12 protein-coding genes are annotated in these 14,338 nt (G+C 39.4%); 4 read left to right on the forward strand and 8 right to left on the reverse strand.

Features of this window, described 5'->3' with window-relative positions; all coding sequences use genetic code 11:
• Nucleotides 1–63 precede the first annotated feature (63 nt).
• The 3 genes from I2E70_RS02735 to I2E70_RS02745 are packed head-to-tail and all read right to left on the reverse strand — an operon-like array spanning nucleotide 64 to nucleotide 2,258.
• Entirely contained in the window at nucleotides 64–753 is a 690-nt protein-coding gene (locus tag I2E70_RS02735; protein ID WP_195423312.1) for a hypothetical protein, read from the reverse strand.
• Nucleotides 737–1,546, reverse strand: coding sequence for a hypothetical protein (locus I2E70_RS02740; protein WP_123159135.1), 810 nt, complete (start codon nucleotides 1,544–1,546; stop codon nucleotides 737–739). Before I2E70_RS02740 ends, I2E70_RS02735 begins: the two co-directional genes overlap by 17 nt.
• Nucleotide 1,547: 1 nt before the next feature.
• Entirely contained in the window at nucleotides 1,548–2,258 is a 711-nt protein-coding gene (locus I2E70_RS02745; RefSeq protein WP_003007544.1) for an ABC transporter ATP-binding protein, read from the reverse strand.
• A 158-nt stretch (nucleotides 2,259–2,416) separates the two neighbouring features.
• Here I2E70_RS02745 and I2E70_RS02750 point away from each other — a divergent pair, with 158 nt between their 5' ends.
• Nucleotides 2,417–3,088 carry a response regulator transcription factor gene (locus tag I2E70_RS02750; RefSeq protein WP_049514999.1) on the forward strand — a complete coding sequence of 224 codons (672 nt, stop codon included), beginning with the start codon at nucleotides 2,417–2,419 and terminating at the stop codon, nucleotides 3,086–3,088.
• Complete coding sequence (locus I2E70_RS02755; RefSeq protein WP_195423314.1) at nucleotides 3,073–4,149, forward strand: sensor histidine kinase; 1,077 nt, start codon at nucleotides 3,073–3,075, stop codon at nucleotides 4,147–4,149. The genes I2E70_RS02750 and I2E70_RS02755 overlap by 16 nt, the downstream gene beginning before the upstream one ends.
• Before the next feature lie 93 nt (nucleotides 4,150–4,242).
• Here the strand turns inward: I2E70_RS02755 and I2E70_RS02760 are convergent, their stop codons facing one another.
• Nucleotides 4,243–5,190 carry a CPBP family intramembrane glutamic endopeptidase gene (locus I2E70_RS02760; RefSeq protein ID WP_024055300.1) on the reverse strand — a complete coding sequence of 316 codons (948 nt, stop codon included), beginning with the start codon at nucleotides 5,188–5,190 and terminating at the stop codon, nucleotides 4,243–4,245.
• A 262-nt stretch (nucleotides 5,191–5,452) separates the two neighbouring features.
• Here I2E70_RS02760 and I2E70_RS02765 point away from each other — a divergent pair, with 262 nt between their 5' ends.
• Complete coding sequence (locus I2E70_RS02765) at nucleotides 5,453–7,636, forward strand: amino acid ABC transporter substrate-binding protein/permease (RefSeq protein WP_195423316.1); 2,184 nt, start codon at nucleotides 5,453–5,455, stop codon at nucleotides 7,634–7,636.
• Nucleotides 7,636–8,376: an amino acid ABC transporter ATP-binding protein gene (locus tag I2E70_RS02770; RefSeq protein WP_003007564.1), complete on the forward strand. Its 741-nt coding sequence runs from the start codon at nucleotides 7,636–7,638 to the stop codon at nucleotides 8,374–8,376. The genes I2E70_RS02765 and I2E70_RS02770 overlap by 1 nt, the downstream gene beginning before the upstream one ends.
• A gap of 339 nt (nucleotides 8,377–8,715) precedes the next feature.
• Here the strand turns inward: I2E70_RS02770 and I2E70_RS02775 are convergent, their stop codons facing one another.
• From I2E70_RS02775 to I2E70_RS02790, 4 genes are all read right to left on the reverse strand, one after another.
• Nucleotides 8,716–10,458 carry an ABC transporter ATP-binding protein gene (locus I2E70_RS02775; RefSeq protein WP_061590614.1) on the reverse strand — a complete coding sequence of 581 codons (1,743 nt, stop codon included), beginning with the start codon at nucleotides 10,456–10,458 and terminating at the stop codon, nucleotides 8,716–8,718.
• Nucleotides 10,455–12,182 (reverse strand): ABC transporter ATP-binding protein, encoded by a 1,728-nt coding sequence (locus tag I2E70_RS02780; protein WP_195423318.1) that lies wholly within the window; start codon nucleotides 12,180–12,182, stop codon nucleotides 10,455–10,457. The genes I2E70_RS02775 and I2E70_RS02780 overlap by 4 nt, the downstream gene beginning before the upstream one ends.
• Before the next feature lie 116 nt (nucleotides 12,183–12,298).
• The gene (locus I2E70_RS02785) at nucleotides 12,299–13,498 is read right to left on the reverse strand and encodes an MFS transporter (protein WP_049506464.1); all 1,200 of its coding nucleotides are present in this window, start codon (nucleotides 13,496–13,498) and stop codon (nucleotides 12,299–12,301) included.
• Nucleotides 13,499–13,556: 58 nt separating this feature from the next.
• Entirely contained in the window at nucleotides 13,557–14,294 is a 738-nt protein-coding gene (locus tag I2E70_RS02790; RefSeq protein ID WP_195423320.1) for a DUF1003 domain-containing protein, read from the reverse strand.
• Nucleotides 14,295–14,338: the final 44 nt, after the last annotated feature.

Below are 14,338 nucleotides of genomic sequence, written 5' to 3' on the forward strand. Positions count from 1 at the left end.
TGTCCATGATATACAAAATTAGCAAGGTTTGCTCATCGGTATCATTTTTACGAAATCAATTTACTACTTAACTTCTTGATTCCTTATCAAAAGGTAAAGAGTGGCTCCAAGTGAAAACACCAATTCCATAGCATAAACACATAGTTGCAAATAGGAAGCTCTCCCTAGTATTGTATCCGCAATAATATTGTAAAATAGATAACTAGTCATTGGTTCCACTACTCTTTCTATGAAAGGTTGTACCAAAATAGGAAATAGCAGCAAAATAGCTAAACTCCCCATTGGACTTTTGAAAAAATAACTTAAGAAGTAAGAAATCAAAAAATATTGGATGGAGCCAATCAAATAGAAACTGAAAAGTTCTAAACTGACACCATTTTCGCTACTAAAAAAATGAAACCATATAAGCAATACAATGAAATACAAGGTTGATTGTAGTACTACATCACATAACTCTACGAACAGGATCCTAATTGAACTTAAGATCCTTTTTCCACTTACCAAATAAACTAGTTTTGTTTCGTGTGATTGTAACTCAACAAATGCATTAACACACCCTATACTAACAGAGAGCATTGAGGCAAAAACAAGAGCTTGCTTTATAGATAATTGTACAACAGTATCATTGATTGTAACTGGTAAAACACTTAAAAGACACACAAAACCTATCAAAAATGACTGTATAGTTATCTGGTACTTCACGGGTTTTAAACTATATTTTTTGATGATAAGACTTCTAAATAAACTTGCCATTCTTCCTCCCCATTCGAATCTTTTCTACAACAATTATCAATACTAAGAATACGACTCCTTCAACAACTAGAAGAGTAAATCCATACAATTGACTCATTTGAGTCCCTTCAATTCGACCAAAAGCAAATGATTTAGCCCCAATCAAAGGTAACAGATTCTCTATGTTAGAAGAAATTCCTCTTAGAATACCTGATAAGGTGATTACCAATAATAAAACGTCTGCAATTAATGCAGTCATTGATTTTTTCGTTACGATTACGAAAAGTAAAGCTAATAAAGTAAGAACGATTGCAAATATCATAACTCTTACCGTGACGTCTAAAAACAATGTCAATTCTAAAAAATTCTTTAGAGTTGAATCTAGAAAAACGAATAAAATAACAGCGTTTACTATAGAAAATATTAAAGTAGAGAGTAACGATAGGACAATCGAACTTGCAATAAACCCAGTAAGACGAACTTTCCAGTTAGGAATCAATAACTGGCTAAAAAAATCATCACCAAATTGATAATGGGTTGAATAAACAAGTGAAACAAGAATTGGCAAGAAAATAACACTTGCTTGGTAGGGTGAAGATAAGAGAGCATCCCTGACTGTATACACTGGATTCGATGATAACATAGATGGATCAAGGTTAACCGCTTGGCCATTTCCTTCTGCTAAGGCATTTATCACCTGGATATTTTGAATTGTAAAAAATATGCTGACTCCCAAAATAAGAAAAAAAGTAACTTTAAAAGTAGGTAAACTACAATATTTATAGAGGTCACTAAAAAAGGAACGCTTCAACATATTATGCACCTTCTTTCCCTTCGAGCGCCTTAAAATATGCTTCCTCAAAAGATCCAAACTCTTTCAAAATGTCTTTTGTAGGAGCATCAATAACGATTTTCCCATTAGAAATACCAACCAAATGATCTACAGTTAATTCTAACTCACTCATATAATGACTTGTCATTAAGACAGTTTTACCTTCATTGACAAAAGATTGTAAAAAATTACGTACCCAGCGAATTCCTTCTGGATCTAGTCCATTGATTGGTTCATCTAAAATTAAGATGTCAGGATTTGCTAATAAGGCTGTTGCTAAACCAAGACGTTGCTTCATTCCTAATGAATAGTCTTTTACTTTTTTATTTTTAGCTTCACTTAACCCCACCAACTCTAAACATTCCTTGCACCTATTTCTATCAACCCCACAGGCCAAGCCAATCCACCGAAGATGCTGAAATCCAGTTCTGGTTGGGTAAGGTTGGCAACTGTCAAGGAACGATCCAACAATACAAAAAGGATTATCTCCCAATTGAGAGTATTTTTTTCCATCGATCAACGCCATTCCCATTTGACTATTTTCTAAACCAAGTAAAATTCTGATTAAAGTTGATTTTCCAGACCCATTCGGTCCAATCAATCCAGTAATCTCACCTTTCTTAGCTTTGAAAGACACGTTTTGAAGGACAATTTTATTATTATATTCCTTATGTAGCTTTTGAATTGTTATCATTCATTCTTTTTCCCTTCTGACTTTTAGTGAAATTCCACCTTCACTTGGAGCAAGTATAACAGGAGAAAATCAGGAAATTCTCAGAATAATTATTTTTTTTATTTTCAACAAATTACATTCTATATTTGCTATAATATGCTCATATAATTGGAGGAACTATGAAGTATAAAATTTTAGCCATTGACGATGATGAAAAAATCTTACGATTAATAGGGAATGCATTAGAAGCAAACAACTTTCACGTGGAAACTCGTAAAAATATAGAGGAGATCAATATCTGTGACTTTACTGGATTTGATCTAATTTTACTTGACGTCATGATGCCTATTTCTGGTTTAGAAATTTGTCGTTCCATTCGTCCACAAATTGCTACTCCAATCTTATTTCTAACCGCTAAAGATTTTGAAGAAGATTTACTAAAAGGAATACAAGCCGGAGCCGATGATTACATCACAAAACCATTCAGCATTAAAGAATTGATTGCAAGAATTCAAATGCATCTTCGTAGAGAAGAAAGATCTCATCCTGCCTCTAAAGAAGAAATGAATTCAGATATTACTTTTTATCGAGATCGTCAAGAAGTTTATTATCAATCAAAGAGAATATCACTAACTAAGCGAGAGTTTGATTTACTTTATCTTTTAGCCAAAAATGAAAACCGAATATTTAGCATAGAAGAACTTTACAATTATCTTTATCCTGTAAGCTCTGATGCTCAACTACGGTCAATCACCGAATACATCTATCAAATTAGACAAAAATTTAAAACTCATCAAATTGATCCAATCAAAACAGTATGGGGAGGAGGATACAAATGGAAAAAGAATTGACGATCAAGCGACTCATTAAGCGTACCTACCTTACAATTATTTGGCAATTTCTTCTATGTCTTATACTTTTTTACATAGTTCCAGCTCTTCTATCTTCTGTGTCTGGAATCAATGAGAAAAATGCCAATCGCTTTGCTTTATTTTTTAGCGTCAGTTCTTGGATTTATCTTTGCATCATTTTAATTGTTATCATTGTAATAAATATTAGACAGTTATTAACCAAGATTCAAAAAGAAATGAACATGGTTTATCATAGTGGTCTATATTTCACCAAAAATGAACATCACCATTTGCAGATTAAAGAATTCATTGAAACAAACGATCTGATCGAAAAAATGCAATCTGATATAAAAAATAGGATTGAACATGAAAAAGAACAAAAAAAAGAACTCATGTTTCAAGTATCTAGCGCTGCACATGATCTTCGAACTCCTCTAACTGTCATCAGAGGAAATGCTGAATTCTTACAATCCACCGAGCAAACACCTCAAGTAATAGAATGTCTAAAAGATCTTGAGCAAGCAAGTATTCAATTAAACGATTATTTTAACGACTTCATCCAATACTCCAAAACCTTTTACGACCATGATATTCAACTTGAAAAGATATCAATTAAACAAGTAACTTATCAATTGAAAGAACACATCACTCCCTTACTCCCTAGATATACACAATTTGTTTTTTCAAATACAGTAACTCCATCGACACATATTGCAATTCATTCCAATCTATTTTTCCGAGCAATCACAAATATTATTAATAATGCAATACAACATCAAAAAGAAAATGATGCACAAATCAACCTAACAATTTCACAAGAAAATAGTCAATTAGTTCTAACTATATGGAATAACCAATCTAGTTTTTCAAAAAATATATTACAACATGCTGGAAATCTTTTCTATAAAGATGACCAAGCAAGAACACCCTCTCAAGAAAGTCACTATGGACTTGGTTTATCTTTCGTAAAACGCGTCATGAAACTTCATAATGGAACGATGCATTTAGAAAATATTAATCATGGTGCCCAAGTCAAGCTAATTATTCCTATTATTATATAGAAAAAGCCGAACCCATCTATATGTGTTCGACTCAGAATGCAGACAAACGTCATTTTTGGTGTTTGTCTTTTTCTTATATGACTATCAGCCATTTCACACTTTTTCATGATCAACTTTTTCTCTTCTTTCCCCTAAGCGGTAAACCATCACGACGGATAATAGAAGAACCAGAGTTGTGATGATCGATCCTTCTGCTCCAAATTCCCCTCCGGTCAACCAGTCAGGTCCATCTCCCATGGTAAAACTAAAGATAGACGCATCTGCGCCTGTGCCACTGACTTGAAAACCAAGGAGATTTCCTTGTACATAGTTCCAAGTGCCGTGTTGGGCGACCACTAGCCAGATACTATCCGTATAGATAAAAAGCAGACCAGCCAGCACTCCATCGAGGATGATATTCAGAACGGATAAGAAGGTCACTCCTGCATTTCCCATATGCAGAATGCCAAAGAGACTACTAGAAATCGCGATCGCTAAAGGCAGATTAGTTCTTGCAGCAATCCGAGTCAGGAGCCAACCCCGCGTCGCTACTTCTTCAGTCCCTCCTTGAAGGAGCCAAAATGGGAATAAACCTAGAATAAAGAGAATAGGTTCTAAACTTAATTCATTCAGCTCAAAAGTCCCGATTCCGCCCACTTGATAGACAAGGGCAATCACACCCATTTGAAGAAGGGAAATCAAGATTCCCCAACCTAGATACTTGAGCCAGTTCTTTTTTACAAAACCTAAAGTTGATAAGGAATTCTTCTCTATTACTTTCACCCAAAAAATAAAGAGTAAGAGAATAAATACAAAACTGAAGAGCTCATAATAGAGAATATAATGGTAGAAAAACTCTTGAATACTTGCAACCCCATTTCCTGGTGAGAAGAACTCGGTTAAATAACCTATTGCAATGGAAAATGGTCCCACCAATTCACTACTGAGCCATAGTCCCCCTTCTATAAAGAAGGAAGCTAAAAACACGTAGAATAGTGTAGAAACGAAAACTGACACTGAAGTTTTCGTTTTGATACCCTGAATGATCAACCCTTTCTTCATCTAGTAACCTCCATTTATCTGATAGGTCCATTGTAGCAAAGAAAATCCAGACCTGCAACACCACCTCATGTTAGAAAACCTGACATCAAAGGTTGATTTTTCTTGCTAAACTGATACTTTTCTGATATAATAGCTTTTATAGAAAAACATAAGATCATTCATACTCTATTTGGTATGAATGTTTTGTTTTTTCAGGCCATCCTTTGGTCAATGCACTCATGGGTCAAACACCCAAAGAGAAATGAAGAAAAAGGAGACAGAAATGAAGAAAAAATTACTAGCATGTTTGCTGTTCTTATTTCCATTCGTTGCATTCGCTGGTCATGCTCATGCTGAAACGATCAAGGTCGTTTTCGACACAGCATATGCACCGTTTGAATTTAAGGATTCAGATCAAACCTATAAAGGAATTGACGTAGAGATCTTGGACAAGGTCGCTGAAATCAATGGCTGGGATTTGGACAAATCCTTCCCAGGATTTGATGCAGCGGTCAATGCAGTTCAAGCTGGTCAAGCGGATGCCATCATGGCCGGAATGACCAAAACAACAGAACGTGAAAAAGTCTTCACCATGTCTGATACTTACTACGATACAAAAGTTGTCATCGCGACTACGAAAGCCGTTAAAATCACGAAGTACAGCCAATTAAAAGGGAAGACAGTCGGTGTTAAAAACGGAACTGCAGCCCAACGCTTCCTCGATAAAAACAAGGACAAGTACGGCTACAAGATCAAGACTTTTGATACCGGTGATCTCATGTACAACAGTTTATCAGCTGGTGCGGTCAATGCGGTGATGGATGACCAACCTGTTATTCAATACGCCATCCAAAAGGGTCAGGACCTAGCTATCAATATGGACGGGGAAGCAGTCGGTGGCTTTGCCTTTGGTGTTAAAAAAGGTGGAAATCATGAAAAGTTAATCACTGAATTTAACAAGGCTCTCGCTCAAATGAAAGCTGATGGAACACTTGATGAGATCATCAAGAAATGGACAGGTGAAAGCCAATCATCAAGTAACAGTGCCGTTCCAGAAACCACTACTCCTGCTGGTCAAAAAGCAACTCCTAAAAAATCAAAATATAGCATTTCAAGTGACTCATCTTTTGCACCATTTGTCTTCCAAAATGGAAAAAACAAATACACAGGGATCGATATGGACTTGATCAAGGCTATTGCCAAAGACCAAGGATTTACCATCGAGATTAATAATCCTGGATTTGACGCAGCGGTAAGTGATGTCCAATCCGGCCATGCGCAAGGAATGATCGCTGGGATGACCGTAACAGATGCTCGGAAAGAAACATTTGATTTTTCTGAACCATACTACACAGCCAATTCTATTCTAGCCGTTCAAGAAAGTAGCAAGATTGATTCTTATGATGACCTAAAAGGAAAGACAGTCGGTGTTAAAAACGGTACTTCCTCACAAAATTTCCTTGAAGAAAACCAAAAGAAATATGGCTACAAGATCAAAACGTTCTCTGACGGAGCTTCTATGTATGATAGTTTGAATTCTGGTTCTGTTGCGGCGATCATGGATGACGAACCTGTTATCAAATACGCTATTAAACAAGGACGTAAATTCAAAACACCTATCGAAGGAACTCCAAGTGGTCAACTAGCATTTGCCGTTAAAAAAGGTGAAAATCCTGAATTGATCGAGATGTTCAATAACGGTCTTGCAAACTTGAAGAAAAATGGCCAATACCAAAAGATTCTCGATAAATACCTTAAATCAGATAGCAAATCAAGTACTTCAAGTACAACAGCAGATGAAACAACGATCTGGGGCTTGCTTCAAAACAACTACAAACAATTGTTAAGTGGTTTGGGTGTGACTCTTGCCCTTGCGCTTCTCTCTTTCGCCATTGCTATGGTGATCGGTGTTATCTTTGGGATGTTTAGTGTTAGCCCTTATAAGTGGCTCCGCTGGACAGCAGAAATCTTTGTCGATGTTATTCGTGGGATCCCACTCATGATCCTCGCCGCCTTCATCTTCTGGGGAATTCCAAACTTGATTGAATCAGTCACAGGTCATCAATCTCCAATCAACGACTTTGTCGCAGGTACCATTGCCCTCTCTCTCAATGCTGCTGCCTATATCGCAGAAATTGTTCGTGGGGGGATCCAAGCTGTACCGATTGGACAGATGGAAGCCAGCCGAAGCCTGGGAATCTCCTATGGCAAGACCATGCGTAAGATCATCTTGCCACAAGCAACCAAACTCATGCTTCCAAACTTTGTTAACCAATTCGTCATTGCCCTGAAAGATACGACGATCGTTTCTGCGATCGGATTGGTAGAACTCTTCCAAACTGGTAAGATCATCATCGCTCGAAACTACCAAAGTTTCAAGATGTATGCGATCCTTGCCGTCTTCTACCTCGTGATTATCACCTTGCTAACACGATTTGCAAAAAAATTAGAAAAGAAGGTTAACTAATGGCTAAATTAAAAATTGATGTCCATGACCTCCACAAATACTATGGTGAAAATGAGGTCCTAAAAGGAATTTCAACAAAATTCTATGAAGGAGATGTGGTTTGTATTATCGGACCATCCGGTTCAGGTAAATCGACCTTCCTTCGTAGTCTCAATCTCCTCGAAGAAGTTACAAAAGGTCAAATTACAGTTAATGGATATGATCTAACCGATCCAAAAACTAATGTTGATCTAGTCCGTGAAAATATCGGGATGGTTTTCCAACACTTCAACCTCTTCCCTCACATGAGCGTCCTTGAAAATATTATGTTTGCGCCAGTAGAGCACAAACTGATGACCCGTGAAGAAGCTCAAAAAGTCGGGATGGAATTGTTGGAAAAAGTTGGACTCGCAGATAAAGCCGATGCCAATCCGAACAGCCTTTCCGGTGGTCAAAAACAACGTGTGGCTATCGCACGTGGACTTGCCATGAATCCAGATATTATGCTCTTTGACGAACCTACTTCTGCCCTTGACCCTGAGATGGTTGGAGATGTATTGAACGTTATGAAAGAGTTGGCAGAGCAAGGCATGACCATGATCATCGTTACCCACGAGATGGGATTTGCCCGCCAAGTAGCCAACCGCGTCATCTTCACCGCAGACGGTGAATTCCTCGAAGACGGTAAACCAGACCAAATCTTCGACAACCCCCAACACCCACGCTTGAAAGAATTCTTGGATAAGGTTCTAAACGTTTAAAAAATAGTGGTTTTTGAAGCATCTAGCAATTTTGCTAGATGTTTTTTAGACCCAAAAAAGCATTTTCAAATCTGAAAATGCTTAGATTGAAGATAAAGACATATTAAAACCTTTCCTTAGGTGAGTACGGACGTCAGCGAACTTCTGCGAAGTTCCAAGACTAATTATTGAGCCTAAAGTCTCAATAATTCCGAGTGCCTGAAACTAAATTGTTTCAGGCACTTTTCTCACAGCGGAAAGTTTTAATGTTCTCTTAATTCGTTATACAAATTGGGTAGATATTTATTTCTTTGCAGAATCACTATACTTAGTTTACATTAAAAATGGTTTGTTTACATTCTAACTAATCTGTTGCTGAGCAGTCTGCATCTTGTAGTAAACACCCTGCACCTGCATTAGCTCTTCATGAGTGCCATGTTCAACAATATCGCCATCGACCATGACAAGGATCATATCGGCATTTTGAATGGTCGATAAGCGGTGAGCAATGATAAAGCTGGTCCGTCCCTTCATAAGCTGATTAAAGGCATCTTGAATCAAGACCTCAGTACGAGTATCGATGGAGGATGTAGCCTCATCCAAGATCAAAATCTTAGGAACTGAAAGGAAAACCCGCGCAATCGTTAAGAGTTGGCGTTGACCTTGGGACAAAGACTCTCCAGCATCTGAAAGATAGGTATCGTAGCCTTGTGGTAACTGCCGAATGAAGAAATCTGCATTGGCCGCTTTGGCTGCTTCTATGACTTCTTCTCTAGTTGCATCTGGACGAGAAAAGGCGATATTTTCATGAATCGTCCCGACCTTGAGCCAGGTTTCTTGTAGAACCATACCAAACTGTTGGCGGTAAGAAGCACGGGTGTAGTCCGTAATTGGCACCCCATCAATCGTGATCTCTCCAGAATTAACAGGGTAGAAACGCATGAGCAAATTAATCAAGGTCGATTTTCCTGCTCCAGTAGGCCCTACAATCGCTACCTTACTAGCGGCTGGAACCTGAATGGTTAAATCTTTGATCAAGGTCCTCCCTAAATCATAGCCAAATGCGACGTGCTCAAAACCTATCGCTCCTTTGACATCCTGAGTTTCTATAACACGATGTCCCGTCTCTTCGACCTCAGCTTGATCCAAGACGCTGTACAAGCGCTCTGCGCAGGCAAGGGCACTTTGGAGTTCTGACAAGACAGAGGAGATATCATTAAAGGGCTTGGTGTATTGATTGACATAATTGAGGAAGGTCACCAATTGACCGACAGTAAAGTGAGATCCCGAAATAATGCGTACCGCACCAAATCCAGCCACTACTGCATAAATCAAGGCATTCACAAAGCGAGTGGCAGGGTTGACAGTTGAGGAATAAAAGACAGCGGATTGGGAATAATTGGCATAGCTTTCATTCGTCCCTTTAAAAGCCTTACGGAATTGATCCTGAGCATTAAAGGACTGGATCAAACTTTCCTGGGTCAAAGACTCTTCGATCAACTGGGTTTGAAGACCACGCGCCTTGGTCTGCTTTTGGAAAAGCGTATAGGAGCGCTTGGCAATAAAACGAGCAATCAAAAGAGACAAAGGAGTCAAGACCAGAACCGCTACCATCATAAAGAAATCCAGCTCTGCCATGGTTACAATGGTCACAAGAATAGTTAAGAGCCCAACAAAGAACTGGTTGAAGACCATGAGAAGCCCGCTATTGAGTTGCTCCACATCGGTCGTGAGACGACTGACGAAGTCTCCACTCCCTTGCTTATCCAGATAAGATAAGGGCAAGCGATGCACTTTTTCCATCACTTTTTCTCTTAGGGTTTGGCTAAACCGATAGACCAATTGATTATAGAGAAGGGGATTGATCCATTGAATTAAGGTATTTGCCACAATGACCAGGACCATTTGGATCAAGACAGGCCATAAGACTGTCATCCCTTGAGGATTGATGACTAAATCAACCGCATGTCCGATCAGGATCGGTAACCAGACCGTTAAGGCCACTTGAGCGATGGTTCCGATACTAGCTAGAATCAGGAGTCCGGGATGGTGAGCAAAATCTCTAAACAGACGTTTTACATAACTAGATCGTTTTTGACTCATGCTTCCTCCCTCCCGTGTTGTGAATAATGAATTTCTTGATAAATCTCATTGGTAGACAAAAGGAAATCATGATTTCCCAGTCCTACTTGATGTCCCTTGTTCAAGACCAAAATCTGATCAGCAGACTTGAGACTATTGGTTCGTTGAGATACTAAGATCAAACTTGTATCACTCAATTCTTCTTTAATCGATTTTAAGAGACGAGCTTCCGTCAAATAATCCAAGGCGGAGGTTGAATCATCCAAAATCAAGAAAGGGGCCTTCTTCAAAAGGGCACGTGCAATGGTCAACCGCTGGCGTTGACCACCTGAGAAATTTCGACCGAAGGCTTCCACTGGCTCATCGAGTTGTCCTTCTCTTTCACGGACAAAATCAGCCGCCTGAGCTGTTTCTAGGGCCCACCACAAATCATCATCCGATAGATTTTCTTCCATCCCTAGTAAGAGATTCGAGCGGATAGTCCCTCTAAAGAGCTCTGCCTTCTGTGGGACAAGAGCTACCCACTCCCGCCACTCCTTAAGAGTTTTAGGAGAGTGACCTTGATGAAAGAGGGCTAATTTTCCCTGACTCACGGCATACAAATGACTCAATAACTGAACCAGGGTAGACTTCCCAGATCCTGTACCACCGATAATTCCCAACATCTGTCCATGATCCAGATCAAAGGAAATATTTTCTAGAGCTGGGTTTGAAGCCGTTGGATAAGTGAAAGAAACTTTCTGGGCGCTGATCGCTTCTTGCACTCTTGCAGTTTCTACTGGCAAAGCTTCTAAGAGGTCTTCTTCCTTCAAATCAAAAATCTCTTGGACACGCTTGGCTGAAATATAGCTGACATTTAAAGACGTGACCAGCATCGCCAGCTTGATCAATTCTGTTAAAATTTGTAATAAATAATTGACCAAAGCGACCAACATCCCTTGGGTTAAAAGACCAGCAGAGATATTCAATTGTCCTTGCCAAATGACACAAACCAAGGTCGTATTGACCACAAGGAAGGTCAAGGGACTCACCAAACTAGACCAGATACCAGCGCGAATTTGCCAGATCTTGTAGTCCTGATTGACCTCTCTAAAATCCTCTAATTCACTAGCATCTTGTCCAAAGGCTCGAATCACCCGCATCCCTTGAAATTGCTGACGCGTCACCGTAACCATTCGGTCTGTGATTTTCCGAATCTTAGCAAATAGCGGATTGACAATCCGTGACATGATGACAATAATCAGGGTTAAAATCGCCACCATCCCCAAGAGCCAAAGGGTTAGTTTAGGACTGATGGTGAAAGCCATGATGATCGATCCAAAGACAATAATGGGTGCTCTCAAAAAGAGGCGCAAGAATTGGTTGATCCCAACCTGGATTTGATAGGTATCAGACGTAAGGCGGGTTACCAAACTAGAAGTCCCGATCCTATCTCGCTTGTCCTTTGGAAGCGATAAGATTTTCTCATACAAATCCTTGGTCATCTCGCGGGTAAAGCCGACTGCTGCCTTAGAAGAAAAATACTGGGCTGTAATAGCTACGACGACCCCAAAGCTCGCAAATAAAAACAAAACACCGACCGTCATCACCACTGCGCTCGTTTCCTTTTTCGGAATGACCTGATCGACTAAGTGGGCGATGATTAAGGGGACACACAATTCAAAAATAGCTTCTAAAAGCTTAAACACGGGCCCTAGAAAAGTTTCCCATAGATAGCCCTTAAAATACTTCAATAATGATTTCATACGACTCGATTCTTTTTTTAATGGATATACATATTTTACCACAAATTCTTAAGATGAAAAAACTCTCCCTGCAGAGCAGAGAGAGTTGAATACTGACCAGATGAAGGTCAGAAATCTTATTCCTTCTTTGTTACCTTGCTTAAGGTCTTGCCCATTTTCCCCAACCCAAACATCAAGAGAGGGAAAGAGAAAAGCGTTATAAGGCCTAATACAAGAAAGACTGCTACAAAGCCAAAGCTATCAATGAACCAACCGGTCAGTGGGAAAATGACAATCATAGATAGACTAAACATCATCGAATTGATACTCAGCATGGTTGCTCGCACACTGGAAGGCAGATAAGCTTGTAAATCATTGTAGTAGATGGGTTGATAAACGGCATAAAGAGCATTGGTTAAGAGATAGACACTCAAATAGGCGAATGGAGTCTTCGCACCTACCAAAAACAAGGCCAACCCTGTCAGTGCAACCAGAATCGGAAAGACTTGATTACTATTCCATTTTTTCCCGATTTGACTGGCCAAATAAACCGCCAGGAGATTGAATCCACTACCAATTAACATGATGAGCGAAACTTGCCAACTGGCTAAGTCACTGATTTTCTGTTGGTAGTAAAAATAAAACATACACATGATGGTCCCTACCAACTGATAGGTGAGCATCCAGTAAAACAAGACTGGTTTTTCCTGCCATTCTTGTTTCACTACCTCCAATATCCGCTTTAAGGTCAAGTGACTTCTTTCATCACTCTTGCTCTCTGGCTCTTTCATTAGAAAGATCAAAAGAATGGAAATCAAGGATAGCCCGATAGCAATATAATAGGTCCAAGCCAATGCTCCGTGAATCAAGAAGCCTGCCACCACTGTACCTAACGTTCGGGTGACTTCGGCCACCCCAGACAAAAAGCTAGAAATCTGAAGATAACGGTCCTTTTGGCCCGCTTCTACTGCTGAATCAAATAAGAAAGCTGTACTGGTCCCCGAGTCAAAATTATAAGACCAAGCATTGACCATCATGGCAATGGCATAGATCCAAAAATTCCCCTGACCAAATAAAATCAAGATCGAAGATCCAATACTGGACAAGCGAGCCAAGTAGAGATTGGTCTTGTAGCTAAATCGATCGGCTAGCATTCCCGATGGGATCTCACACAAGAGACTCGTCCCATGAAAGATACTCTCTAATAAACCAATCTGAAGCAAAGAAAGACCATTTTGAATAAAAAAGAGAATCCAAAAACTGGTGATTCCAAAATAAGATGTCAATTCCAGACCTGCTAGGAGTGAAATATTGCGTTTGTAAGTTCTTTTAAACATTGTTTTTCCTCTTTCAATAGATTATTTGAGTGTTTCTAAAAGACTTACTTAGAGTTGCCTACATTTTCTCCACCTCTTTCATTCTTTCTTGATTCAGTTCTTGACGCAATTGGCTCACTTGATTAGACAAGGATACCAACAATTCGGTTTGCAACTTTTGAATTTCCAGCAAATCCGTCTGGTCTTGCTGCACCATATGGTCAATTTTCGTATGCAACAAACGAATTTCCCGTTCAGACTCCATATTGACGTTAAAGTCATTTCGCGCTTGCAGGCGATCATAATCTGCTGCCCTGTTTTGGCTCATCATGATCAAAGGAGCTTGAATCGCCGCAATCGTAGAAAGTGCTAGATTCAGCAAGATGAAAGGATAAGGGTCAAAATTCCAGCCAAAGGGATGCAAAACATTGATCAACATCCAGATAGCCATCATCAGGATGAAGCTAATAATAAAGGTCCAAGAACCACCGAAGCGCGCAACCGAATCCGCCACACGCTGACCGAAGGTATAGCTGGCTGTCAAGCGGTCTTCAACGTTAAAGGGACGCTCGCTTTCGGGCATGACAGCAGTTACCTGCTGTTTAATCGCATCATTTTTATCATTGGCACGATCAATAATCTGACCTAGATAATCCATACAATATTGGCTCAAATTTTTATACGTGATAAAATCATCCATTTGACTTTCCGGGTAGGATGTCTTGAGCATCTGTTGAATGCTATGGTCTAGATCTGCGATCAAAGACCCCTGACCATCCTCGTATTCTTTCCCATCGATGATGTCTATTTTCAGCATTGAGTTTCCTTTCATAGTTTTTTGAAGCAGATAAAAGTGAAAAA

Source organism: Streptococcus parasanguinis (assembly GCF_015556095.1).
Classification (GTDB): Bacteria; Bacillota; Bacilli; order Lactobacillales; family Streptococcaceae; genus Streptococcus; species Streptococcus parasanguinis_Q.

Excerpts from the sequence above, each read along its gene's own strand:
- I2E70_RS02790 (WP_195423320.1), bottom strand. The coding sequence starts at position 14,294 with ATGCTGAAAATAGACATCATCGATGGGAAAGAATACGAGGATGGTCAG.
- I2E70_RS02775 (WP_061590614.1), bottom strand. The coding sequence starts at position 10,458 with ATGAGTCAAAAACGATCTAGTTATGTAAAACGTCTGTTTAGAGATTTT.
- I2E70_RS02735 (WP_195423312.1), bottom strand. The coding sequence starts at position 753 with ATGGCAAGTTTATTTAGAAGTCTTATCATCAAAAAATATAGTTTAAAA.
- I2E70_RS02760 (WP_024055300.1), bottom strand. The coding sequence starts at position 5,190 with ATGAAGAAAGGGTTGATCATTCAGGGTATCAAAACGAAAACTTCAGTG.
- I2E70_RS02750 (WP_049514999.1), top strand. The coding sequence starts at position 2,417 with ATGAAGTATAAAATTTTAGCCATTGACGATGATGAAAAAATCTTACGA.
- I2E70_RS02770 (WP_003007564.1), top strand. The coding sequence starts at position 7,636 with ATGGCTAAATTAAAAATTGATGTCCATGACCTCCACAAATACTATGGT.
- I2E70_RS02745 (WP_003007544.1), bottom strand. The coding sequence starts at position 2,258 with ATGATAACAATTCAAAAGCTACATAAGGAATATAATAATAAAATTGTC.
- I2E70_RS02780 (WP_195423318.1), bottom strand. The coding sequence starts at position 12,182 with ATGAAATCATTATTGAAGTATTTTAAGGGCTATCTATGGGAAACTTTT.
- I2E70_RS02755 (WP_195423314.1), top strand. The coding sequence starts at position 3,073 with ATGGAAAAAGAATTGACGATCAAGCGACTCATTAAGCGTACCTACCTT.
- I2E70_RS02765 (WP_195423316.1), top strand. The coding sequence starts at position 5,453 with ATGAAGAAAAAATTACTAGCATGTTTGCTGTTCTTATTTCCATTCGTT.
- I2E70_RS02740 (WP_123159135.1), bottom strand. The coding sequence starts at position 1,546 with ATGTTGAAGCGTTCCTTTTTTAGTGACCTCTATAAATATTGTAGTTTA.
- I2E70_RS02785 (WP_049506464.1), bottom strand. The coding sequence starts at position 13,498 with ATGTTTAAAAGAACTTACAAACGCAATATTTCACTCCTAGCAGGTCTG.